A 22,241-nucleotide genomic window follows, 5' to 3' on the forward strand; every position below is an offset into this window, starting at 1 on the left:
CTTTCCATGAATGACCCCATCACCCTCGCGGCGAAACAGCACGAAGACCGCCACGGGACCCCCGACCCCATAGCACCGGACGAGCCGACCACGCCGCCCATGCGGACCCTGCTGGAAACGGCGGCCACCTGCCGTCCGGTCGAGGAGGTCACCGCACTCGTGAGCCTCCTCAAGGAGGGCGGCCCGCTGCCCGACGCCGGGCACGACGCGCTGCGCACGGCCGCCGTGACCCGACCGGTGCAGGACGTACGACGGATGGTCGCCCTGCTGGGCGAGTCGCCGCACGAGGTCGCCGAGGCGGACCTCACGCTGCGCGCCGCCGCCGTCGGACGGTCCATCGAGGACGTCGCCCTGCTGGTGACCATCCTCGGCAAGGAGGACGCGGCGGAGACGGAGCGCCGGGGCCGTGCCGGGCCCGACGCCCCGGCCGCGCCGAACGCTGCCGGATCCGGCCCGCACCCGGAGCCCTCCGCTCTGCCCGTGGAGGAGCGACACGAGGCACCGTACGAGCCGCGGTACCCGGAGCTGTACGACGCCCCGTACCAGGAGCCGCTCCGGCGCACCGCGCCCGTCGCCCCGCCCGCCGCCTCCCGCGACCGGGCGCTGCGGCGCGTCCTGCGCTGGCCCGTCGCGATCACCCTGCTGGTCAGCGGCGCCCTGCACCTGCCGAACGACCTGACGGCCCTGCCGTTCGTGGCCGCCGTCGACTACCTGCCCCTCCTCGTCACCGTGCTCTGCCTGGTGAGCGGCGCGCTGGTGGCGCTCCGGGACACCACGGCGGTGTGGCGGGCGGGCGCGGCCACCGCTCTCGGCGTGGTCGCCCTGCACGTGCTGGGCGGGTCGCTGCGGTACGACCCGCTGGCGGGCGCGGTGGGCGGCGCCCTGGCCGGGGCCGGAGTCGCCGTCGTGCTGTGCGCGGCGGTGGGTGCGGTCCTCGCCGGTCTGGCCCTGAGGAACCGCCGGGAGCCCTCGGCCTGACCGGCCCCCGGCCCATGACCCCCGGCTCCACCGGAACGGCACCCCGCGCCCCGTGCGCGGGGTGCCGTTCCGTTCGGAGTCGGGCGTGGCTTTCCGGAGTCGGGCGTAACCGTTCGGAGTGGGGCGTGGCCGTTCCGGGCGGGCGCGGTCGGACTCGACCCGCGTGGTCACGCGAGCAGATTCACCGCCCGGGTGAACACGCGCGGCAGCCGCGCGGCCAGCGGGACGATCCGTGGCGCGAGGCGCGGCCGGTGACGGGCCCACAGCAGGGACGCGGTGAGCGCCCGGTAGCTGCGCGACAGGTCCCGCCAGGCCTGTTCGTAGGCCTGTGGACGCCCCGCCCGCACGCACCGCACCAGCTCGCCCGCGGCCGTCACGGCCAGGGTGAGCCCCTCACCGGTCAGCGCGTCCACGTACCCGGCCGCGTCCCCCACGAACAGCACGCGCCCCGCCACCCGTACGCGGGCCCCCTGGCGCAGCGGCCCGGCCCCGCGCACCGGCGTACCCGCCGCCGCGGCCAGGCGCTCCGACAGCACCGGGAAGCGGGCCAGCTGTACGTCGAACGGGGCCTGATCGGAGGTCAGCACCGCCACGCCGATCCGGTCGGGCGCCAGCGGGGTGACATAGGCCTCGCACCGCTGTGACCAGTGCACCTCGACGAGGTCGCTCCACGGCTCGACGGCATAGTGGCGGCGCAGTCCGTAGCGTGCCGGGCTGCGGGGCGCGCGCGGCGCCGACAGGCCGAGCCCGCGCCGGACGGGTGAGTGCAGGCCGTCCGCCGCGACCAGGTAGCGGGCGGTGAGCCCGGCCGCGCCGATCTGGTGGACGTCCTGGCGCACCTGGTCGACGCGCCCGGGGAGCACCCGTACGCCGAGCTGCGCGGCGCGTTCGGCCAGCGCGGCCTGGAGTTCCGTGCGCCGGGCGCCGAGGCCCGGACCGGCCCGGAACAGCCCCTCGGCGCCGCGGCCGCTCACGCCGTCGACGTAGCGGATGCCGTGGAACGGCTGCCCGGCCACGGCGACGCCCAGCTCCCGGAGGTGGCGTACGCCCCCCGGCATCAGACCCTCCCCGCAGGCCTTGTCGATGGGGGTGGGCCTCGGCTCCACGACCACCACCTCGAGGCCGGCGAGCGCGCCGTGGATGGCGGTGGCCAGTCCGGCCGGGCCGCCGCCCGCGATCAGCAGGTCGATCACGAGGCGGCGCCGGCCGAGGGGACGGAGGCGGGAGCCCGCAGCCGGCCGCCGTCCGTGAGGGCGGCGTCCTCGCAGCCGATCCGTACGCGCAGCAGCAGCAGATTGAGCACGGTGAAGCCGAGCGCCGTCATCCAGGCGGTGTGCACCAGCGGGAGCGCGACGCCTTCCGCGACCACCGCCACGTAGTTGGGGTGGTGCAGCAGCCGGTACGGCCCCGCCGCCACCAGCGGCAGCCCGGGAATGACGAGCACCCGCGTGTTCCAGCGCTTCCCGAGGGTGGCGATGCACCACCACCGAAGTCCCTGGGCGGCGACGGCGACGGCGAGGGCCGACCAGCCCAGCAGGGGGACGAACGGCCGCCCGGCCGCCCAGGGTTCCACCACGCAGCCCACGAGCAGCGCGGTGTGCAGGGCGACCATGGCCGGGTAGTGGCCGCGGCCGTACTCGCGGGCGCCGCGGGCCAGGCTCCACGCCGCGTGGCGGCGGGCCGTGATCAGCTCGGCGAGCCGCTCGGCGGCGACCAGGCCGATGAGCAGCAGGTACGGGGTCAAAGAGGTGGGGGCGGTCAGGGCGGGGATCGAGATCATCGGGGTCACCAGCGCAGGAGGGCGAGTTCGGACGCGAAGCCGGGACCGAAGCCGAGCATCAGCCCGACCGATCCGGGCGGGGGCGGTCCCGCGCTCTGGACGCCGTCCAGGATGTGCAGGACCGAGGCGGAGGAGAGGTTGCCCACGGCCGCGAGCGAGCGCCGGCTGGCGGCGAACGCCGAATCCGGCAGCGCGAGGGCCTCCGAGAGGGTGTCGAGGATCTTCGGTCCGCCCGGATGGCAGATCCAGGCATCGACGTCCGCGGGCTTGAGGTCGTGCGCGGCGAGGAAGGACTCGACCTCCTCGGCCACGTGCAGCCGGACCAGGTCCGGCAGTTCGCGGCCGAGCACCATGCGCATCCCCCAGTGGCCGATGTCCCAGCCGAGGAGGTGCTCGGTGCCGGGGTAGAGGCGACTGCGGGCGGCCACCACCTCGGGCCCGGCGCCGGTGGCGTGCAGAGGGTGGTCACGTCCCACCGCCACCAAGGCGCCCGCGCCGTCGCCGAACAGGGCGCCGGCCACCAGGTTCGCCATCGAGGCGTCGGTGGACTGGAGGGTGAGCGAGCACAGCTCGGTGGACAGCAGGAGCGCCGCGTGGCCGGAACGGCCCGTCAGATGGTCGTGGACATGGCCCACTCCGGCGGCGCCTGCCGCGCAGCCGAGGCCGAAGAGCGGCACCCGCCGTACGTCGGGACGCAGGCCCGCGCGGGCGGCGAGACGGGCCTCCAGCGAGGGCGTCGCGAGCCCGGTCACCGTGGTCGACATGACCAGGTCGACCTCCCGGGCCGCCAGGCCGGCGTCGGAGAGGGCGAGTTCGAGGGCCCGGGCGCCGAGCTCCAGGGCCGTCTCGATGAAGAGGGCGTTCGTCGCGCCGAAGTCGTTCCCCGGACCGTACCGCTCCAGCGGCAGCGCGAGATGCCGGCCGTCCACGCGCACCGAGCCGTGGACACGGCGCAGCAGGGCTGTGTCGGAGCCCGGAGGCAGGAAGCGGGCGAGCGCCTCCGTGATCTCGGACTGTGGGTGGCGATGAGGCGGGAACACGCTGCGCACTGCCAGAACACGCGTCATTCGCTCACCATAGAAAACAACTGACACATCATTATGAATCAGGCGAACCGGGCGCGGCGCCGCATAGCGTGTCGCCGTGCCCGTGACGCGAACCACGCAGACCTACGAGAATGCCGAAGTCACCGGGAGCGCGGCGTCCGGCCCCGCCCTCGCCCGTGGCCTGGCCGCCGCCTGCCATCCGCTGCCCGCGGCCGCCGTCACCCTCTTCGCCGCCGCTCTGACGGCCGCCGCGGGGCACGGCCCGGCGGGGGCGGCCGTCACCGTGGGCGCGGTGGCCGCCGGACAGCTGTCGGTGGGCTGGTGCAACGACCGGGCCGACCTACGGCGCGACCTGGTCACGGGCCGACCGGACAAACCGCTCGTCGCCGGTACGGTGCCGGCCCCGGCCGTGACCTGGGCCGCGGCCGGGGCGCTGCTGCTCTGCGTCCCGCTGTCGCTGGCCTGCGGGCCGCTCGCCGGGGCGGCGCACCTCGTCGGCGTGGCGGCCGCCTGGGCCTACAACCTCAGGCTGAAGAGCACGGCCGCCTCCTGGCTCCCGTACGCCCTGGCCTTCGGCCTGCTGCCCGCCTTCGTCACCCTGGGCCTGCCCGGCGCCCCTTGGCCGCCCCCGTGGCTGACGGCCGCCGCCGCCCTCGTCGGCGTGGGCGCGCACTTCGCCAACGTGCTGCCCGACATCGAGGACGACCTGGCCACCGGCGTGGCGGGGCTGCCGCAGCGGCTCGGCCGCCGGGTCTCGGCCGCCCTGGCCGGGCTGCTCGTCCTCGGTTCGACCGCCACCCTGGTCGTGGGGCCACCGGGGCGGGTGACGACGTACGGCTGGATGCTGCTCGCCGCGACCGCGACGGTACTGCTCCTCGCGGCCCGCCGACCGGCCGGAAGGCTCCCGTTCCTGGCCACGATGGCGGTGGCCGGAGCCGATGTGGTCCTGCTGGTCGTCGAACTCCGCCCGTGAGCCGCCGCGGCGAGCGGGCTCACTCCGCGCGCAGGGCCCGCGCCGTACGGGTGCGCGCCGCCCACAACGCGGGGGCCAAGGCGCCGGCCACGGCGAGCGGCACACCGGCGAGGGCCATCAGGAGGGGCAGCAGCCCACCGTGGACGTCGATGAACGCCTGCGGGATCGTGAACCCGGCCGCCCGACCCATCGCCGGCATCACCGCACGGTGCAGGGCGGCGCCCAGCGGTGCCCCGACCGCCCCCGCGACCAGGCCGATCGCGGCCACCCCCGTCAGGACCTGGACGACGGTCTGCCGGGGAGTCATCCCCAGCGCCTTGAGGACCCCCTGGTCGTGGACCCGATCGCGGGTGTCCAGGACGACCGTGTTGAGGACACCGAGCCCGGCCACGGCGACGAGCATCAGGGTGAGCATCGCGATCAGCCCCTGCATCGCGGTGAGGACGCTCGACGACGGACTCTCGGTGGCCGAGGCCTGGGCGCCCAGCGGCTCCAGGACCTGGTTCAGCTCCGGGAGGTAGCGGTCCCGGTCGGTCCCCGACGTCAGCTCGACCCCGAACACGGCGGGCAGATAAGGGGATTCCAGTGCGGCGACGGACTCCAGCGAGGTGCGCAGCGTCATCCCGTCGTCGCCCAGGTCGAAGACCTCGCCGACGATCGTCAGCCGGGCCGAGCGCCCCTGCTCGGAGACGACGAGGCCGTCCCCGACGCGCAGCCCGGTGGCCTTCAGGAACCGGCCCGCGACGACGGCCTCGCCCCGCGCGGCGAACCAGCGCCCCGAGATCATCACCGCTGCGGCGCCCGCGCCCTCCCCCTCGTACGCCACGAGCGGCGCGCCGCCCGTCAGCCCCGCCACGTCCACCTCGGTACGGGAGGTCCGCCGCGACGACCGGGTGCCGGCGTGGTCCGCCAGAACCCGCGCGACGGCGGCCGGGTCCGCCGGGCGCACCGCGAAGGACGCGTCGGGACCGCCCTCCGGCGGAAGTACGGTGCGCACCGTGACGGCGCCGGAACGATCCGGGTCGCCCTCGGTCCGCACGGCCACCAGGGTGCCGCCCAGACCGACGGCGAGCGTCACCGCGAGGGCCCCGAAGGCCACCGCCGAGGCCGTCGTCGCCGACCGGGCCGGCCGGGCGAGCGGACCCGCGAGCCCCAGCACCACCGAGCGCGGCAGCGGCAGCCGGCCCAGGGCGCGCCGGGCCCGCAGACCCCGCCGGGCCCCGGTGCTTCCCGCGCCGCGGCCGATCACCAGGGCGGCCGGCAGCCGCGCGGCGCGTAGCGCCGGTACGAACGCGGTCGCCGCGACCACCGTCAGCGCCGCGGCGGGCACCAGCACGTCCACCCACACGGGGACCAGTACCGAGGCCGTCCCGTACACCTCGGCGACCTGCGCCATCACCGGTACGGCGAGCGCGTTGCCGAGGAGGACGCCGAGCAGCGCCCCGGCCGACGCCGGCAGCAGCGCCTGCGCCACGTACGCGCGGCCCACCTGGAGCGGAGTGAATCCGAGGGCCTTGAGGATCCCGATCCGGCGGGTGCCGGCGGCCACGGCCCCGCTCACCACCGTGCCGATCACCAGGACCGACATGGCCAGGCCCAGGAAGGCGAAGACCGTCAGGAAGGGAATGAACGCGGCGGTGTTCTGCTGGGCGACCTGGCGTACGTCGAGGTACGACCGGGCTCCGGTGACGGCGCCGCCCGGTACGGCCGCGGTGATCGCCTCCTGCCCGGCGCGTACGTCCTCGGCGGTGCCGGACGAGGTGAGCCGGTAGAGCATCTGGAGGTCGGGACCCGCCGTCGTCAGCCCGGCCACCTGCTCCGGTACGACCCAGGCATCGGCGCTCCGCCCCGCCGACGAGGCGATCCCGACGACGGTGAGCTCCACCTGCTCGGCCCGCACGCGTGCGCCCGGCCGGACGCCCGGGGGCAGCGTCGCCCGCTCCAGCACGATCTCACCGGGGGCGGCGGCCCACCGGCCGTCGACCAGGGCGACCCGGTCGACCGGACCGTCGGGAGCGGCGCGCCCCACCAGGGTCGAGGGCGGCGGGGTGTAGCCCGGAGGGGTCTCCCGCAGGGGCCACAGGCGGACCGACGCGAGGGGGTACGGGCCGGCCGCGTCGGCCACCCCGGCCGTGCGGGCGCTGTCCGCGAGCCGCTGCTGCGTGCCGCCCCCGGATCCGGCGAACCGGACCGTGAGGTGCGCTCCGCTCTGGCCTTCGAAGGCCCGGTCGAAAGGCCCGCGGGAGCTGACGAGCAATCCGAGCGCCAAGGTCGCGGCGGCCACGGCGATCAGCGTGGTCAGGGTCATTACGGCGGTCTGCAGGCGGCGTCGGCCGAGCCCGGCCCGGACCACCTGCCCGAGGCCGCCCGGCCGGGGGGCGCGAGACGGCCTCATCGGGTCACCGCCCGGCTGACATCGCGCGCGATCCGGCCGTCCACGACCTCGATCGTCCGCGTCGCGCAGGACTCGGCGAGCGCCAGATCGTGCGTGACCAGCACGATCGTCTGCCCGTCGGCGTTCAGGCCGCGCAGCAGCTCCCGTACGTCGGCGCCCGAGGCGCTGTCCAGTGCGCCCGTGGGTTCGTCCGCGAGCAGCAGCGGCGGCCGGTTCATCAACGCCCTTGCCACCGCCACGCGTTGCCGCTCGCCGCCGGAGAGCCGGCCCGGGTACGCGCGGGCGTGCCGCTCGATGCCCAGGCGCGCGAGGAGCTCGGCGGCGCGGTCCGCCGCCCGGGCGCGGGGCACTCCGGCCAACTGGGCCGGGAGCAGTACGTTGTCGGCGACCGTGAGGTCGTCGAGCAGGTTGAAGAACTGGAAGATCATGCCGATCCGGGCGCGCCGGTGGAGCGCGGAGGCGGTCTCGTTCAGGGTGTCGACGCGTACCCCGTCGACGGTGACGCCGCCCGTGGTGGGCCGGTCGAGGCCGGCGATCAGGTTGAGCAGCGTGGACTTGCCGCTGCCGGAAGGGCCGAGGACGGCCAAGGCCTCACCGGGGCGCACCCGCAGGCTGATCCCGGCGAGGGCGGGCGGGCCCTCGTCGTAGCTCCTGGTCACCTCGCGCAGGTCGATGAGCGGGTCGGCGATCGCTTCGGTCACGGTTCCTCCGTCTGACGGGGTGTCGGGTACGCCCCGACGCTAGGGGGGAGACCCGGACCGGCACGTCGGCCGCGGTGCGGAAAGTCCCTACCGTGCCGGGAGGACCCGGCGGCGGATCATCCCTGCGATGTACGCCCGTCGGCGGTGGCCCTCCAACCCCGGACGGACCCGCCGAGACCTGCCCCTTGGCAGACTGGCCCGATGATCGAAGCAGCCGTCCGCCGGGCCCGCGCCGCCCGGGCCGCCCGGGCCGCCCGGATCCGGCCGCGCCTGTCGCGCAGGGCCTGGGCGGCCGACGCGCTCCTCGCGCTCGCGCTGGCCGTCGCCACGGTCGTCGGCGACCTCAACCGCTCGTACGTCGACATCGGGGAACCGCCGCCCGGCAGCTCCGGGATCCCGCTGCCGCCGCCCCCGCCGCCCGTACGCATGGGCGAAGTGCCGGGCACCGCGCAGCTCGTGCCCTTCGTGCAGCACACCCTGCCGCCGGTGGAGCCGTGGGAGCTGTTGGCGGCCGTGCTCACCGCGGCGCCCCTGCTGCTGCGCCGCCGGTTCCCGCTGACCGCCTACTGGGCGGTCATCGGCGCGACCGTGCTCTTCCACCAGGGGCACGTGGCACAGGACGCGACGACGGTCGTCTTCGCCGCCGGGCTGGTCGCGGCGTACAGCGCCGCGATGCACAGCCCCCACCGGATCTCGGCCGTACTGTCGGTGCTCGCCGGGATGGTGCTCACCGCCGCCTTCCCCCTGATCCCGAAGGTGGACGGGGGAGTGGTACCGGTACTCGTCCTCCTGCCCGCCGGGTTCGCCGCACACGGCATCCACCGCTGGCGCGAACGCCTGCGCACCCTGCGCGAGGGGCAGCACGATCAGCTGCGGCGGGCGGTGGAGCAGGAACGCGCCCGCATCGCGCGGGAACTGCACGACGTGGTGACCCACAACGTGAGCATGATGACGATCCAGGCGGGCGCGGCACGCAAGGTGCTCGACGCCTCGCCCGACCAGGCCCGCGAGGCGATGCGGGCGGTCGAGGCGGCAGGACGTACGGCGATGTCGGAACTGCGCCACGTGATGGGGCTGCTGACGATGTCCGACGGTGGCCGTGACGGTGACGGTGGCGGCGACGACGGCGAAGGCGCCTCGGACCCGGCGCGCGATGTGGTCCTGGCCCCGCAGCCCGGCCTGGACCGGTTGGAGGAACTGGCCGGCCGCGTAAGGGATTCCGGCGTCCCCGTCGACCTGGCGGTCCACGGCAGCCGGCCCGAACTCGCCCCGGGCGTGGACCTCGCCGCCTACCGGGTCGTGCAGGAAGGCCTGACCAACGCGGTCCGGCACGCGGCAGGGGCGCGGGTGTCGGTGACGGTGGAGTACGCACCCGGCGAACTGCGGGTCGAGGTGGCCGACACCGGCGGCGCGCCGCGCACCCCCGCGACCCCGGGCGGCGGCCGGGGCCTGGTGGGCCTGCGCGAACGGCTCGCGGTGTACGGCGGTACGCTGCGGGCGGGCGACGGCCCCCGCGGCGGATACCGGCTCCGCGCCGTGATCCCCGTGGAGGAGATGTGACCGAGACGGCCCCGGTGGCACCCCGCGTGGTGATCGTCGACGACCAGGCCCTGGTACGCACCGGATTCCGCATGATCCTCACGGCGGACGGCATCGACGTGGTCGCCGACGCGGCCGACGGGGAGCAGGCGGTGGCCGCGGTGCGGCGCACCCGGCCCGACGTCGTCCTGATGGACATCCGGATGCCGGGCACCGACGGGCTGGAGGCGACCCGCCGCATCCTCGCCGACGAGGCGGCCCCGCCCCGGATCGTCATCCTCACCACCTACGACCTCGACCGGTACGTGTACGCGGCCCTGAGCGCGGGCGCGAGCGGCTTCCTGCTCAAGGACGTCACCCCGGAACACCTGACGGCCGCGGTCCGTCTGGTCCGCTCCGGGGACGCGCTGCTCGCCCCGACGATCACCCGGCGGCTGGTGGAGCGGTTCGCCACGGCCGGGGACCGCACGACGCCCCTGCACCGCGACCTCGGCACGCTCACCCCACGCGAGCTGGAGATCCTCGAAGCCATGGCCCGCGGCCTCAGCAACGCCGAACTCGCCGCCCGCTTCCGGCTCAGCGAGGCCACGGTCAAGACGCACGTGGCCCGGGTCCTGTCCAAACTCGGCCTGCGCGACCGCGCCCAGGCGGTGATCGCGGCGTACGAGACCGGCCTGATCACCCCGGGCACCCGCTGAGCACCCCTAGGGTGTGCCGGGAAGCCGCACCGTGACGAGGAGACCGCCGGCGGGACGGGGGACCAGGTCGAGGGTCCCGTCGTGGGCGCGGACGACGCTGTGCACGATGGCCAGGCCGAGGCCCACGCCGACGTGCTCGTCGGTGCGTACGCGGTCCGCTCCCCGCCGGAAGGGTTCGGTCAGGGTCGGTACCAGTTCCGGGGGGAGCCGGGGGCCCGTGTTCTCGACCCGCAGCACGCTCGTGGCGCCGTGCGCCTCGGTGTGGACCGTCACGGTGCCCCCGGCGGGCAGGTTGTGGACGACGGCGTTCTGGACGAGGTTCGTCACCATCCGCAGCAGCAGCTCCGCGGAACCCTCGGTCCGGGCCGCCCCGCCGGTGACGTCGAGCGTGATCCCGCGCTGCTCGGCGAGGGGGAGCAGCGTCTCGGCGGCCTCCTCGGCGAGGAGGGAGAGGTCGACGCCTTCCCGGGTGAAATGTCCCCGGTCGCCGCGACTGAGCAGCAGGAGGGCCTCGGTGAGGTCGATCGCCCGCGTGTTGACCACGTACAGGCGCTCGATGAGTTCGCCCCGGTCCCGTGTCGGGTCCTCGCGGGCGACGTCGAGGAGCGTCCGTGAGATCGCCAGCGGGGTGCGCAGTTCGTGGGACGCGTTCGCGGCGAACCGCCGCTGCTCCGCGACGTGGGACTCCAGCTGTTCGAGCATCGAGTCGAACGCGTCGGAGAGCTCCCGGAATTCGTCCTGACGACCTGGCATCCGGATCCGATGGGACAGCGACCCGTCGCCGGCCTTCCGCGCCGCGTCCCTGATCCGGGTGAGCGGTGCGAGCATCCGGCCGGCGAGGATCCATCCCCCGACGAGGCCGAACACGAGCAGGACGGCCATCGCCACGGCCGCGGCGGGGGCGAAGGTGTGCACCAGGAGGTAGCGGTTGGGTGAGATCCCGAGCAGGCCCTGGGAGTTGTCGGGTACGTAGCGCAGCAGGAACACCCACACCACGGCCAGCAGCAGGGCGCCGGCGAGGGCGAGGAACCCGACGTAGCTGAGGGTGAGCCTCAGCCGGGCGCTGAACCCGGGTCGTCTATCCACGCGTACCGCCGGCGGCGGTGGGGCCCGGACCGGTGTCGATCCGGTAGCCGACGCCGGGCACCGTGGCGATGATCCATGGTTCGCCGAGCCGTTTGCGCAGTGCGGAGACGGTGATGCGCACGGCGTTGGTGAGGGGGTCGGCGTTCTCGTCCCAGGCCCGTTCCAGCAGCTCCTCGGCGCTGATGACCCCGCCCTCGGCGGCGACGAGGACCTCCAGCACGGCGAACTGCTTGCGGGTGAGCGCGACATGGCGCCCGTCGCGGAACACCTCCCGGCGGAAGGGGTCGAGCCGCAGCCCCGCGATCTCGCGGACCGGGGGCCGGGCGTGCCCGCGCCTACGGTCGAGCGCCCTCAGTCGCAGGACGAGCTCGCGCAGCTCGAACGGTTTGGTGAGGTAGTCGTCGGCGCCGAGCCCGAACCCGGAGGCCTTGTCGTCGATCCGGTCGGCGGCGGTGAGCATGAGGATCGGGATGCCGCTGCCGGAGGCGACGATGCGCCGGGCGACCTCGTCGCCCGAGGGGGCGGGGATGTCGCGGTCGAGGACCGCGAGGTCGTAGGAATGGACGCTGAGCAGTTCCAGGGCACAGGCGCCGTCGCCGGCGATGTCGGCGGCGATCGCCTCCAGTCGTAGACCGTCGCGGACGGCCTCGGCCAGGTAGGGCTCGTCCTCGACGATCAGTACGCGCATGTCCGAAGCTTAAGCAGCGCACCATATCGTCGACGTATGCGACGACGTGCGACCGCCGGTCACGCGACCCGGCCCGCCGCCGCGGGCGCCGGGGCGGGGCGCGGCAGGTCGGACGGCGCCCCCGTCGTGGTGCGCCACCAGCGGCGCGACGCGAGCGCGGCCAGCACGGCCCCGGCGGCGTTGACCAGTACGTCGTCCACGGAGGAGACCCGGTCCAGCCGCAGGACGTACTGGGCGGTCTCGATCAGGATCGAGCAGCCCGCCCCGAGCGCCAGGATCCGCGGCAGGGACGCCGACGCCGCGAACCGCATCGGGGCGAAGAAGCCCAGCGCCGCCAGGACCAGCAGGTTGCCGCCGATCCCGAGCGGCCCCATGGTGACCAGGTCCCGCAGCGGTACCAGGCTCACCCGGGCGGGGACCACGCCGGCCCCACCGCCCGGCATCATGGTCATCCACACGAACGGCACCGTGCCGTGGACCATGCCCACCTCGGCGAGGGACAGCCGCCACGCCGAGCGGAGGCCGGCGGAGCGTCGACGGCGCGCCAGGGCCCACGCCACCAGCAGGGCCACCGGCAGCGTGGCCAAGGTCATGAGCACCACACCGTTGAACGTGTCGTAGCAGCCGTGCCACCGGCCGGCCGCGCACATCGGAGCGGACATCATGAGCGGCCGCCGCAGGACGTGGGCGGCGCCCGTCAGGCCGAGGACGGCCAGGACCAGGAGCACGATCGCGCGCGTGCGACGGGGCGGTGACGGTGCCGGCCGGGATGCGTCATGGTTCATGCCGACATTCCACGCGGAGGGCGGTTGCGGTGGCGTATCCGATTTTCGATACGCCCGCGATACGCCCGCGATGCACGCGCCGCGGTCCGCCGCGGGCTGCGACGGGACGGCCGTCAGGGCATCTCCCGGGTGCGGGTCCAGGCCTGGAGCTCCTCCGCCGGCCAGGTGTTGATGACACGCCCGGTCGGAACCTCGCACTCCACCGCCCTCTCGCAGCCGACGATCTGCCAGTCGAGCTGGCCAGGGGCGTGCGCGTCCGTGTCGATCGCGAAGAAGGTGCCGGCCTCCACGGCGAGCCGCAGCAGCCGCCGGGGTGGGTCCAGCCGCTCGGGCCGGCTGTTGATCTCCACGGCGGTCCCGCTCCGCGCGCAGGCCGCGAAGACCGCCTCCGCGTCGAACTGCGACTCCGGCCGGGTCCGGCCGGTGACCAGCCGCCCCGTGCAGTGGCCCAGGACGTCCATCAGCGGGTTCCGCACGGCCGCCAGCAGCCGCCGGGTCATCGCGGGGGAGTTCATCCGCAGCTTCGAGTGCACCGAGCCGACGACCAGGTCGAGCTGTTCCAACAGCTCCGGTTCCTGGTCCAGGGCCCCGTCGTCGAGGATGTCGCACTCGATTCCGGTGAGCAGTCGGAAGGGCGCCCAGGTGTCGTTGAGCTCGGCCACCACCCGCAGCTGCTCGCGCAGCCGCTCGGGGGAGAGCCCCCGCGCGACGGTCAGGCGCGGCGAGTGGTCGGTCAGTACGGCCCATTCATGGCCCAGGGCGGCCGCCGCCCGCCCCATCGCCTCGATCGGACTGCCGCCGTCGGACCAGTCGGAGTGCACATGGCAGTCCCCGCGGAGGGCCGCCCGTAGCGCGGTGGCGGCGGGCGTGGCCGGAGGCCCCTCGGGGAGCGCGGCGATCTCGTCCTCCAGCGTCTGCAGATAGGCCGGGACCGCTCCGCCGAGTGCCTCCCGGACGACCTGGGCCGTTTTGGGGCCGATGCCCTTCACGGACTCCAGGGAACCGGCCGCGACCCGCTCGGCCACCTCGCTCTCGCCCATCCGGGTGAGGGCGGCCGCCGCGGACCGGAAGGCCCTTACCCGGTAGGTGGGAGCCTGCGCACGCTCCAGCAGGAAGGCGATCCGGTCCAGCGCCGCAACCGGGTCCATCGCGTACCTCCTGCCCGCCGCTCCGCCTGCCGCCGCCCGCCCCAGCCCTCCCGGACCCAGTGTCCGGTGCGGGAGGCGGCTACGCCTCTCCGACCTCCCGGGGCACGGCGGCGTCGAGGGCGGCGGTGAGACGGTTCAGCCGGGCCTGGAGGTCGAGGACCTCGGTGAGCTCGAAGCCGGTCGCGGCGGCGATCCGCCGGGGCACCTCCACCGCCCGGACGCGCAGCGCGACGCCTTCCTCGGTCAGGTGGGCGTGCACGGACCGCTCGTCCTCGGTGCTGCGCTCGCGGCGGACCAGTCCGGCCGCCTCCAGTCGCTTGAGCAGCGGGGACAGCGTTCCGGAGTCCAGTCGCAGGTGCTGCCCGATCTCCTTGACCGGCATCTCACCGTGCTCCCACAGCACGAGCATCACCAGGTACTGGGGGTAGGTGAGCCCCAGGTCCTTCAGGACGACCCGGTAGAGCCCTCCGAAGGCGCGGCTCGCGGCGTTCAGCGCGAAGCAGATCTGTCCGTCGAGGCGCAGGAAGTCCTGGTCGGCGTGGGTCGCGGTGGGCTGCTCGGTCATGACGACCAGTGTACCCGGGAAGGACTTGCGAGGCATTGAATTGTGCACAACTGAATTGTGTGCTCTAGTAGTGGAGCGCGGCCGACCACCGGCCGCCACCACGGTTCATTTCTGCGAGAGGACCTCTCATGGACGCGCTCTACACCGCTGTCGCCACCGCCAACGGCCGCGAGGGCCGCGCCGTCAGCTCCGACGGTCAGATCGACCTCGCCCTCGCCATGCCCCCGGCGCTCGGCGGCAACGGGCAGGGCACCAACCCCGAGCAGCTCTTCGCGGCCGGCTACGCGGCCTGCTTCGCCAGCGCGCTCGGTCTGGTCGGCCGCCAGGCCAAGGTCGACACCAGCGAGGCCTCCGTCACCGCGGAGGTCTCCATCATCAAGGAGGGCGCCGGCTTCGGCCTCGCCGTCGTCCTGCGCGTCGAGCTCCCCGAGTCCCTCGCCGGCGAGACGGGCGCCCTGCTGGTCAAGCAGGCGCACGAGGTCTGCCCCTACTCCAACGCCACCCGCGGCAACATCGCCGTGGACCTCGTGATCGAGTAAAGATGCCGGACACCCGGCGGGCGGCCACCATGGAGGAGCATCCACCTCTTCGGGGGCCGCACGCCAGGAGGCGCCGGTGGCGCACACCTACGCAACGGACGTACTGGTCGTCGGCGCCGGCCCGGTCGGGCTGACCGCCGCCGCGGAGCTGCGCCGACGGGGTGCCTCCTGCCGGATCGTCGACCGGCTGCCCGCCCGGCTGCCGTTCGCCAAGGCCGTGGGCATCCAGCCGCGCACCTTCGAGGTGTGGGACCGCATGGGACTGGCCCGCACCGCCCTGGAGGCGGCCGTCCCGATGCGGGGCCAGTTCCTCTACGTCAACGGGGCCGAGCAGCCCCGTATCGACCTCTCCGTGCCGCCCGAAGTCCCGTACGGATTCGCGGCGCTGCCCCAGTACGAGACCGAGCGCATCCTCGACGAGCACCTGAGCCGCTTCGGCACCGCGGTCGAAAGCGGCACCGAACTCGTGTCGTTCGGTCAGGACGCCGACGGGGTGACCTGCCGGCTGCGTGCCGCCTCGGGGGCGGAGGAAGAGGTACGGACCCGCTTCCTGGTGGGCTGCGACGGCGCCCACAGCATCGTCCGCAAGGGACTCGGCCTCAGCTTCGAGGGCGGGGCCTTCGCCGAGGAGTACATGCTCGCCGACGTACGCGTCGACTGGGACCTGCCGCCCGGATACGCCGTGCGCGCCATGCACCTGGACGGTGCCGGGGCGGTCGACGACGTGCTGGTCTGCATCCCGTTGCCCGGCCGGGGCCGGTACCGCATGTCGATGATGGTGCCGCCCGAACTCTCCACGGCGGGACGGGCCGAGGCCGCCTCCGACGGCATCACACACGGCCTGCAGAGCGGCCGGGGCCCCGAACAGGCCGATATCCAGACCGTCCTGGACCGGCTCTCGCCGCAGCCCACGACCGCCTTCGACATCCGCTGGACCTCGGTGTTCCGCATCAGCCACCGGATCGTCGACCGCTACGGCGACGGCCGGGTCTTCGTCGCCGGGGACGCGGCCCACATCCACCCGCCGACCGGCGCCCAGGGCATGAACACCGGTATCCAGGACGCCTGGAACCTGGCCTGGAAACTCGCCCTGGCCTGCGCGGGCGCCGCCCACCCCGGCCTGCTCGCCGGCTACGACGCCGAGCGCCGGCCCGTCGGCGAGGAAGTCGTCGGCCGCACCGTCCGGCACGCCGTCGAGGGAATGGAGAACGACCCCGACGACCCGGCGACGTTGATGATGCGCGAGGCCCAACTCCTCGTCGGCTACCGGGGAAGCCCGTCCGTGGATGGGGCCGGCGAGGGCGCGGGCCCCCGGCCCGGCGACCGGGCGCCCGACTGCGCGGGCCTCACCGGGCCCATCACCGGCTACCCGATGCGCCTGTACGACGTCCTGCGCGAGCGGGACCACGTCCTGCTGCTGTACGGGGCCGGGTCCGCGCCCGGGTCCGGCCCCGCCCTCGACGAGCTGGTGCGGACGGCCCGGGAGTCCTCCGGCGGCCGGATGGAGGTCTGCCTGGTGCGCGCGGCCGACCCGGGCGCCGACGCGGATGCGGACGCCGTGGTCGAGGCCGACGGGACGACGCTGCCGGTCTACACCGACAGCCGGGGCGAGTTCGCCCGTCTGTACGCGGTCCAGGAGCCCACGGCCTTCGTGATCCGCCCGGACGGATACCTCGGCGCCCGGCTCTCCCCACCCGCCCCGCGCCGGCTGGCCGCCCACCTCGCGAACGTCTTCGCCGCGAACCCGCCGCCGAACTGATCCGTCAGGGCCGAACCGAACCGTCAGGGCCAACCGATCCGTCAGCGCCGAACCGATCCGTCAGGCATCGGACCGATCCGTCAGGCGCCGGACCGGGCGGCCTCCCGCCGCTGTCGCTTGCCCAGCGGGGCCAGCGACATGTCCTGGGCCTGTGACTTCAGCTGCTTGAAGCCGTACCCGCGCTCGGCCAGCCAGCTCTCCGCCGCCAGCTCCGCCCGGGCCGTCGCGTCGAGGATGTCCTCCTCGGCCTCACCCGAATCCAGGAAGCGGAAGGTGAAGAAGGGGCGCGCCGCGAGGTCGTACGACAGGTGCCCCTCGGCGGTGAACTGCGCGCGCAGCATGTCGTGCTCGGGCGCGGCGGCGAGCAGCTCGGCCCGCTGGTCGTCGGTCAGACCGTCGAAGGAGCCGCGGACGGTGATACGGAAGGTACGGGTAGTACTCATCCTCGGAGCCTAGGTCGGACGCTCCGTCCCATGCACCCGGATATCCGCCGGTCCGCCCCGCCCGACACCTCGTGGACGGTCGGCGCAAGGCCGCGTACACCGCACGGACGCCCCGAAAGCCCCGGCCGGCAGCCCGTTTTGGATTGCCGGACGATCCTCAATACGATCCGGCGATGATCACAAGAAAACGGCTTGCGGTCGGGGCGTGCGGCCTGCTCGCCGCCCTGGCCGTCGGGCTCTTCCCGGCGAGCGCCACCGCCGCCGACGAACCGACGGCGAAGGAACCCCCCAAGGTCGACCTCGTCCTGGACGTCAGCGGCTCCATGCGGGCCAACGACATCGACGGACAGACCCGCATGGCCGCGGCCAAGCAGGCCTTCAACGAGGTCATCGACGCGGTCCCGGCCGAGGTACGCCTCGGCATACGGACCCTGGGGGCCGACTACCCCGGGGACGACCGGGCCCTGGGCTGCAAGGACACCAAGCAGCTCTACGCGGTCGGCCCCCTCGACCGGACCGAGGCGAAGACGGCGGTGGCGACCCTCGCACCCACCGGCTGGACGCCGATCGGACCGGCCCTGCTCGGCGCGGCCCAGGACCTGGAAGGCGGCAACGGCTCCAAGCGGATCGTGCTCATCACGGACGGCGAGGACACCTGCGCCCCGCTCGACCCGTGCGAGGTGGCGCGCGACATCGCCGCCAAGGGCATCCACCTGGTCATCGACACCCTCGGCCTGGTCCCGGACGCCAAGACCCGGGCGCAGCTGACCTGCATCGCCGAGGCCACCGGCGGCACCTACACCTCGGTGCAGCACAAGGCGGACCTCTCCAGCCGAGTGAAACAACTCGTCGACCGGGCCGCGGACCCGCTCGTCAACCCGGTGGCGACCGAAGGCGCCAAGCAGTGCACGGGCGCCCCGCAGCTGAAGGCCGGCCTCTACAGCGACCGCGAGACCTTCGGTGAGCACCGCTGGTACCGGGTCGACGTCCTCCCCGGCCAGGAACTGCGCGCCTCCGTCAGCATCGGCGCCGACCGCGCCGTCAACAACGACTACGGCGTCCTGCTGCGCGCCACCACCGTCCACGGGCGCGAGATCGTCCGCGGCTCGGAGGCGGGTGACGGGCGCACCGACGTCCTCTCCACCGGCCTGCGCTACCCGAAGGCCGAGATCGACGGCGCGGACTCGGACGACAAGCCCGTGCCCGAGACCGTCTGCCTCCAGGTCAGCAACTCCTTCTCCGCTCCCGCCTCCGTCAAGACGACCCCGGGCATGCCCGTCGAGCTGACCATCGACGTGGTGGACGGCCCCGACGAGGCCTCCGACGTCGCCGCCTTCGGTCTCGGGCGGGGCTGGTGGCTGCTGGCCGTGCTGGCGCTCGCCGGACTGCTGGCCGGTCTGGTGTGGGGATGGATCTCCCGCTGGCGCATCTCCGTCTGGAGGACCAACTGATGCGTAGAGTAGGCACACTGACCGCGTCCCTGCTGGCCGCGGCAGCCGCCCTCACGGTGGCGGGTACGGCCGTGGGCACGGCTGTCGCGGAGACGCCCTCGCCGAGCGCCAGCGCCAGCGCCAGTGCGAGTCCGGGCGGGGCCAAGGCCGAATCGGCTCCGACCGAGGCCGGCACCAGCTTCCGTACCGCGGCGGCGTTCCGCCCGGGCCAGAAGGCCACGGCCGGCGCGTCCAGCGGCGACTACCTCTACTGGGTGGTGCCGATCGACGCGCAGCAGCGCGCCACGGTGAAGGCCGCCGTCACCCTGCCCGAGTCGAAGGCCCGGCACGGTGCCTCGACCTGGCAGCTCGACGTGTACGACGGACTGCGTCGCCGGCAGGCGTGCACCTACGGCACGCAGACCGCCGCCGCGGCGAAGGAAGCCGCCACGGTCGAACTGTCCTGCACCCTGCGCACCGTACGGGCGGGCGCCGAGCCGTGGGCCAACGATCCGCTGCCGGGCAGCTACTACGTACGGCTGACCGTCGTCGACGCGCCGGAGGACGACCTGGGCCTGCCGGTACGCGCGGCGGTCGAGGCCGAGGTCAAGGAGACCGGCGGCATCAACGCGGTGGACGGCGCGCTCTCCACCCCGCTGGTCGCCGGCACCGTCACCGCGACCCTGCGCGAGCCGGAGGACGACTGGTCCGGCGGCTGGTGGTCGGACCGCTGGATCTGGACCGCCGCGGGCGGTGTGCTCGCCGCCCTCGCGGGCATCCTCGGCCACTCCCTGACGCGCGGCACGGGCCGCCCGTCCAGGGTCCCGCCGGGCGCCTGAAAAACGGGGAGGCCGCGCCCGACGGGCGCGGCCTCCCCACCCCTGCCGGGGTCGGCGATGTCCGTCCGGTCAGCGACCACGGGTGAGCCGGGTGCCGAAGCCGGGCTCGACAAGGGCGTCCTTGACCGCCACCGGCACGCTCCGGGCCCCTTCCCCGCTGCCCACGGTCAGCACGGCCACTTCGGAACCGGCCTTCGCGGTGTGCGGCAGCGGTCCGGCGCCCGCACCGGCATCGGCACCGGCCTTGAGGGACAGCTTCAGCTGCTGGCCCGGGACGCCGATCACGTTCAGGTCCTTGGTGGCCACCAGCGGCGTACGGCCACCGAGCCCGTCGTCGACATGGCCCACGACGTCGCCCTTCCGGATCACCGGAGCCGACGCGAGCGCCGTCCGTACCCCCTCGATGATCGTCTTGCTGTTCGCCAGCACCAGCTTCAGGCTGTTCCCGCCGTCCTCGTCCGGCCCGTCCACATGCTGGTCCATCAACGTGCCGAGGATCAACTGGTCCTTGCCGTCGATCGACTTGTACGCCGCCCACATCAGGGCCCCGCCGGCGGGCGTGCTGGAACCGGTCTTGATCCCCCGGATGCTGAGCCCCTGGGAGGTGAGCAGGATGTTGTTGTTCTCGAGCCGCGTGGACAACCCCTTGATGCTGGCGTTCGGGAGCGCGACGATCGAGCGGAACACCTCGTCCTTCATGACGGCTTCGGCGAGCTTCAGCTGATCGACGGCGGTGCTGACGGTGCCCGAGTCCAGACCGCTGGGGTCCGTGTACGTGGTGTTCGTCATCCCGAGCTCCTTGGCGGCGGCGTTCATCTTCGCGACGAACGCGGCCTCGGAGTCGGTGCCGGTGTCCCACCGCGCCAGCAGGCGCGCGGCGTTGTTGCCCGAGGGGATCATGAGCATCTTGAGCACGTCCTGCTGGCTGAACTTCTGCCCGACGGTCAGACCCTCGACGCGGGACTCGTGGTCGGAGTTGCCGTCCGCCACGGTCTTCGCGTCGATCGTGATGTCCGGACCCGGGTCGGCCTTGCGGAGCGGGTGGCCCTTGAGGATCACGTAGGCCGTCATCACCTTGGCGACGCTGGCCGTCGGGACGGGCTTCTGCTCACCGAAAGTGCCGATGTCGCCGGAGCCGGAGACGCGAACGGCGCCCTGGCCCTTGGCGGGCCACGGGACGGAGAACTGCCCGCCGATGGTGCGGTCGGTCTCGGCGGCGACGAGCTGCGGGGCGGGCAGGGGGCGCAGCAGTTGGGCACCGGCCCCCGCGCCCACGAGGAGCAGCAGGATCGGCGTCCATATCTTGACGCGGCGCACCGCGGTCCGGCGCGGGGTCTCCGCCGGGGGAGGGGTGTTGGTGAGGTCGGCCAGCAGCTCCAGCGGGGGCAGCGGTGCGGCGGGGGCCGGCGCGGCCACCCGGGCCTCGGGGGGCTGAGGTTGAGCCCGCGGCGCGACGGGCGCGGGCAGGTCGACGTCCTTGAGGGCGACGAACTGGCTCGTCCGCTCGGGATCGGCGTCGGTGTCGGGGACGGCGTCGGTGTCGGTGTCCGGCTCGGCTTTCCGCGCCCAGGACGGAGCCTTCCGCGGGGCGTCGGGCTCAGTGGCTTTCGGCTTGGGCTTGGTGATGAGCATGGTCTGGTCGGACGGTGTTTCGACGGCCGTCTCGGCTTCGGCGTCGGGCTCGGTGGCCTTCGGCTTGGGCCGGGTGATGAGCATGGTCTGGTCGGACGGTGTTTCGACGGCTGGCTCGGCTTCGGCGTCGGGCTCGGTGGCTTTCGGCTTGGGCTTGGTGATGAGCATGGTCTGGTCGGAAGGCGCTTCAATCACCGGCTCGGCCTCGGCCTCGGACGCGTCCCCGCCCGGAGCCTCCGGCTCGGACGCGGTGTCAGCCTGGCCCGGGGCAACAGGTCCGCCGTCGCCGTCGGTCTTCGACTCCGGCTCGGTGTCGGCCTCGGAGCGCGCTTCGCCCGGGAGTTCGGCGTCGCCCTCGCTCCCGTCCTCCTTCTCGCCATCGCCTTCGTCCTCGACGGCCGCCTCGGTCTCCGCCTCGGTCTCCGCGTCCGCCTCCGGCTCACGTTCGGCTACGGCCTTCGCCTCCACCTCACCTACGGCTACGGCCTTCGCCTCCGGCTCGTCGTCGGCTTCGGAGCGGGCCGCGCCCTTGGCCTCGGCTTCGGGCGCGGCGTCAGCCTGCTCCTTCGGCTCGGCCTGGGGGACGGCTTCGCCCGCGGGCTCGCCGTCCTTCTCGGGGCGGGCCGCGACCTCGGGTTCGGCCTCGGGCGCGGGGTCGGCGTCCGTCTCGGAGCGTGCTTCGCCCGGGAGTTCGGCGTCGGCCTCGCTCTCGTCCTCCTGCTCGTCCTCGTTCCCGTCCTCGGCCTGTGCCTCAGCCGCCGGCCGGGGCTCGGCGTCCGCGTGGTCCTTCGGTTCGGTCCGGGGGTCGGCATCGGCCTCCGGCTCCGCCGCGACACCATCCGCCGGCGTACCGGCCGGTTCGTCGGAGTCCGTGGCCTCCGGCTCCGCCCGGTCCTCACCGGCGACGCCGGCATCGGCCTCGGCCTCGGCCGTCGGCTCGGGCTCCCCCTCCAGGACGGTGGTCTCTGCCTCGATCTTCGGGTCGTCCGAGGAACCGCCCGCCACCGTTACCGCCTTCATCCCAGCCCCGCCTTGCTGCTCACATCATGCCGACACGACCGGCGAGGCCCCACGGGGCCCCGCCGCACTGCTAGATACCCCCGGTGCCCCGGTCGTTCCACGCGCTGGATCTTGTGACCGTTCGGTCATATTCGCTGAGTACGCCTACTCATGACCCCGCTCGCCCCACCGGCCGACCATGGGGCGACAACGCACCG

The 22,241-nt window shown here is 74.1% G+C and carries 20 protein-coding genes; 8 read left to right on the forward strand and 12 right to left on the reverse strand.

The annotated features are described in order from the left end of the window. Positions 1–6 precede the first annotated feature (6 nt). Entirely contained in the window at positions 7–978 is a 972-nt protein-coding gene (locus AB8A24_RS31970; RefSeq protein WP_328960023.1) for a hypothetical protein, read from the forward strand. 167 nt (positions 979–1,145) lie between these two features. Here the strand turns inward: AB8A24_RS31970 and AB8A24_RS31975 are convergent, their stop codons facing one another. From AB8A24_RS31975 to AB8A24_RS31985, 3 genes are read right to left on the reverse strand one after another with little or no spacing between them, the layout of a single operon-like run. Beyond that, positions 1,146–2,171: an NAD(P)/FAD-dependent oxidoreductase gene (locus AB8A24_RS31975; RefSeq protein WP_328960022.1), complete on the reverse strand. Its 1,026-nt coding sequence runs from the start codon at positions 2,169–2,171 to the stop codon at positions 1,146–1,148. Further along, a complete protein-coding gene (locus tag AB8A24_RS31980; RefSeq protein WP_369478260.1) occupies positions 2,168–2,758 on the reverse strand; it encodes an isoprenylcysteine carboxyl methyltransferase family protein in 591 nt (196 codons plus the stop codon). Before AB8A24_RS31980 ends, AB8A24_RS31975 begins: the two co-directional genes overlap by 4 nt. A gap of 5 nt (positions 2,759–2,763) precedes the next feature. Further along, a complete protein-coding gene (locus AB8A24_RS31985; protein WP_369478261.1) occupies positions 2,764–3,825 on the reverse strand; it encodes a type III polyketide synthase in 1,062 nt (353 codons plus the stop codon). 76 nt (positions 3,826–3,901) lie between these two features. On the opposite strand from AB8A24_RS31985, the gene AB8A24_RS31990 reads away from it, so the two are divergent. Further along, positions 3,902–4,777 (forward strand): UbiA family prenyltransferase, encoded by an 876-nt coding sequence (locus tag AB8A24_RS31990; protein ID WP_369478262.1) that lies wholly within the window; start codon positions 3,902–3,904, stop codon positions 4,775–4,777. A 19-nt stretch (positions 4,778–4,796) separates the two neighbouring features. On the opposite strand, the gene AB8A24_RS31995 is transcribed toward AB8A24_RS31990, so the two are convergent. Continuing rightward, the gene (locus tag AB8A24_RS31995; RefSeq protein WP_369478263.1) at positions 4,797–7,085 is read right to left on the reverse strand and encodes an FtsX-like permease family protein; all 2,289 of its coding nucleotides are present in this window, start codon (positions 7,083–7,085) and stop codon (positions 4,797–4,799) included. Between the two features lie 83 nt (positions 7,086–7,168). Next, positions 7,169–7,861, reverse strand: a complete 693-nt coding sequence (locus AB8A24_RS32000; RefSeq protein ID WP_328965763.1) for an ABC transporter ATP-binding protein — start codon at positions 7,859–7,861, stop codon at positions 7,169–7,171. Positions 7,862–8,074: 213 nt separating this feature from the next. Between AB8A24_RS32000 and AB8A24_RS32005 the strand changes: the two genes are divergently transcribed. Together AB8A24_RS32005 and AB8A24_RS32010 are read left to right on the forward strand one after the other, a co-directional pair. Beyond that, entirely contained in the window at positions 8,075–9,433 is a 1,359-nt protein-coding gene (locus tag AB8A24_RS32005; RefSeq protein WP_328960017.1) for a histidine kinase, read from the forward strand. After that, entirely contained in the window at positions 9,430–10,110 is a 681-nt protein-coding gene (locus tag AB8A24_RS32010) for a response regulator (RefSeq protein WP_369478264.1), read from the forward strand. Before AB8A24_RS32005 ends, AB8A24_RS32010 begins: the two co-directional genes overlap by 4 nt. Positions 10,111–10,116: 6 nt before the next feature. On the opposite strand, the gene AB8A24_RS32015 is transcribed toward AB8A24_RS32010, so the two are convergent. From AB8A24_RS32015 to AB8A24_RS32035, 5 genes are all read right to left on the reverse strand, one after another. Continuing rightward, complete coding sequence (locus AB8A24_RS32015; RefSeq protein WP_328960015.1) at positions 10,117–11,196, reverse strand: HAMP domain-containing sensor histidine kinase; 1,080 nt, start codon at positions 11,194–11,196, stop codon at positions 10,117–10,119. Further along, positions 11,189–11,884, reverse strand: coding sequence for a response regulator transcription factor (locus AB8A24_RS32020; RefSeq protein ID WP_328960014.1), 696 nt, complete (start codon positions 11,882–11,884; stop codon positions 11,189–11,191). Before AB8A24_RS32020 ends, AB8A24_RS32015 begins: the two co-directional genes overlap by 8 nt. Positions 11,885–11,943: 59 nt before the next feature. Next, entirely contained in the window at positions 11,944–12,669 is a 726-nt protein-coding gene (locus tag AB8A24_RS32025) for a VanZ family protein (RefSeq protein WP_328960013.1), read from the reverse strand. Positions 12,670–12,782: 113 nt separating this feature from the next. Next, entirely contained in the window at positions 12,783–13,817 is a 1,035-nt protein-coding gene (locus AB8A24_RS32030) for a PHP domain-containing protein (protein ID WP_369478265.1), read from the reverse strand. A gap of 79 nt (positions 13,818–13,896) precedes the next feature. Continuing rightward, on the reverse strand, positions 13,897–14,382 hold the full coding sequence (locus AB8A24_RS32035; RefSeq protein WP_369478266.1) for a MarR family winged helix-turn-helix transcriptional regulator: 486 nt from the start codon (positions 14,380–14,382) through the stop codon (positions 13,897–13,899). A 128-nt stretch (positions 14,383–14,510) separates the two neighbouring features. Between AB8A24_RS32035 and AB8A24_RS32040 the strand changes: the two genes are divergently transcribed. Continuing rightward, positions 14,511–14,921, forward strand: coding sequence for an organic hydroperoxide resistance protein (locus AB8A24_RS32040; RefSeq protein ID WP_266479866.1), 411 nt, complete (start codon positions 14,511–14,513; stop codon positions 14,919–14,921). Between the two features lie 76 nt (positions 14,922–14,997). Next, a complete protein-coding gene (locus AB8A24_RS32045; protein WP_369478267.1) occupies positions 14,998–16,680 on the forward strand; it encodes an FAD-dependent monooxygenase in 1,683 nt (560 codons plus the stop codon). 80 nt (positions 16,681–16,760) lie between these two features. On the opposite strand, the gene AB8A24_RS32050 is transcribed toward AB8A24_RS32045, so the two are convergent. Continuing rightward, positions 16,761–17,123 (reverse strand): DUF6204 family protein, encoded by a 363-nt coding sequence (locus tag AB8A24_RS32050; protein ID WP_328960009.1) that lies wholly within the window; start codon positions 17,121–17,123, stop codon positions 16,761–16,763. A gap of 173 nt (positions 17,124–17,296) precedes the next feature. Here AB8A24_RS32050 and AB8A24_RS32055 point away from each other — a divergent pair, with 173 nt between their 5' ends. Both AB8A24_RS32055 and AB8A24_RS32060 read left to right on the forward strand, forming a co-directional pair. Then, positions 17,297–18,574: a VWA domain-containing protein gene (locus AB8A24_RS32055; protein ID WP_369478268.1), complete on the forward strand. Its 1,278-nt coding sequence runs from the start codon at positions 17,297–17,299 to the stop codon at positions 18,572–18,574. Further along, positions 18,574–19,392 (forward strand): hypothetical protein, encoded by an 819-nt coding sequence (locus AB8A24_RS32060; protein ID WP_369478269.1) that lies wholly within the window; start codon positions 18,574–18,576, stop codon positions 19,390–19,392. The genes AB8A24_RS32055 and AB8A24_RS32060 overlap by 1 nt, the downstream gene beginning before the upstream one ends. 69 nt (positions 19,393–19,461) lie before the next feature. On the opposite strand, the gene AB8A24_RS32065 is transcribed toward AB8A24_RS32060, so the two are convergent. Next, positions 19,462–22,044, reverse strand: coding sequence for a serine hydrolase (locus tag AB8A24_RS32065; RefSeq protein WP_369478270.1), 2,583 nt, complete (start codon positions 22,042–22,044; stop codon positions 19,462–19,464). Between the last annotated feature and the right edge of the window lie 197 nt (positions 22,045–22,241).

Source organism: Streptomyces sp. BF23-19, from assembly GCF_041106355.1.
GTDB lineage: Bacteria > Actinomycetota > Actinomycetes > Streptomycetales > Streptomycetaceae > Streptomyces > Streptomyces virginiae_A.

What these genes read in the sequence shown, in the direction of transcription:
- AB8A24_RS31970 (WP_328960023.1), top strand. Translation starts at nt 7, where the DNA reads ATGAATGACCCCATCACCCTCGCGGCGAAACAGCACGAAGACCGCCAC.
- AB8A24_RS31980 (WP_369478260.1), bottom strand. Translation starts at nt 2,758, where the DNA reads ATGATCTCGATCCCCGCCCTGACCGCCCCCACCTCTTTGACCCCGTAC.
- AB8A24_RS31985 (WP_369478261.1), bottom strand. Translation starts at nt 3,825, where the DNA reads ATGACGCGTGTTCTGGCAGTGCGCAGCGTGTTCCCGCCTCATCGCCAC.
- AB8A24_RS31995 (WP_369478263.1), bottom strand. Translation starts at nt 7,085, where the DNA reads ATGACCCTGACCACGCTGATCGCCGTGGCCGCCGCGACCTTGGCGCTC.
- AB8A24_RS32005 (WP_328960017.1), top strand. Translation starts at nt 8,075, where the DNA reads ATGATCGAAGCAGCCGTCCGCCGGGCCCGCGCCGCCCGGGCCGCCCGG.
- AB8A24_RS32020 (WP_328960014.1), bottom strand. Translation starts at nt 11,884, where the DNA reads ATGCGCGTACTGATCGTCGAGGACGAGCCCTACCTGGCCGAGGCCGTC.
- AB8A24_RS32025 (WP_328960013.1), bottom strand. Translation starts at nt 12,669, where the DNA reads ATGAACCATGACGCATCCCGGCCGGCACCGTCACCGCCCCGTCGCACG.
- AB8A24_RS32030 (WP_369478265.1), bottom strand. Translation starts at nt 13,817, where the DNA reads ATGGACCCGGTTGCGGCGCTGGACCGGATCGCCTTCCTGCTGGAGCGT.
- AB8A24_RS32035 (WP_369478266.1), bottom strand. Translation starts at nt 14,382, where the DNA reads ATGACCGAGCAGCCCACCGCGACCCACGCCGACCAGGACTTCCTGCGC.
- AB8A24_RS32040 (WP_266479866.1), top strand. Translation starts at nt 14,511, where the DNA reads ATGGACGCGCTCTACACCGCTGTCGCCACCGCCAACGGCCGCGAGGGC.
- AB8A24_RS32050 (WP_328960009.1), bottom strand. Translation starts at nt 17,123, where the DNA reads ATGAGTACTACCCGTACCTTCCGTATCACCGTCCGCGGCTCCTTCGAC.
- AB8A24_RS32055 (WP_369478268.1), top strand. Translation starts at nt 17,297, where the DNA reads ATGATCACAAGAAAACGGCTTGCGGTCGGGGCGTGCGGCCTGCTCGCC.
- AB8A24_RS32060 (WP_369478269.1), top strand. Translation starts at nt 18,574, where the DNA reads ATGCGTAGAGTAGGCACACTGACCGCGTCCCTGCTGGCCGCGGCAGCC.
- AB8A24_RS32065 (WP_369478270.1), bottom strand. Translation starts at nt 22,044, where the DNA reads ATGAAGGCGGTAACGGTGGCGGGCGGTTCCTCGGACGACCCGAAGATC.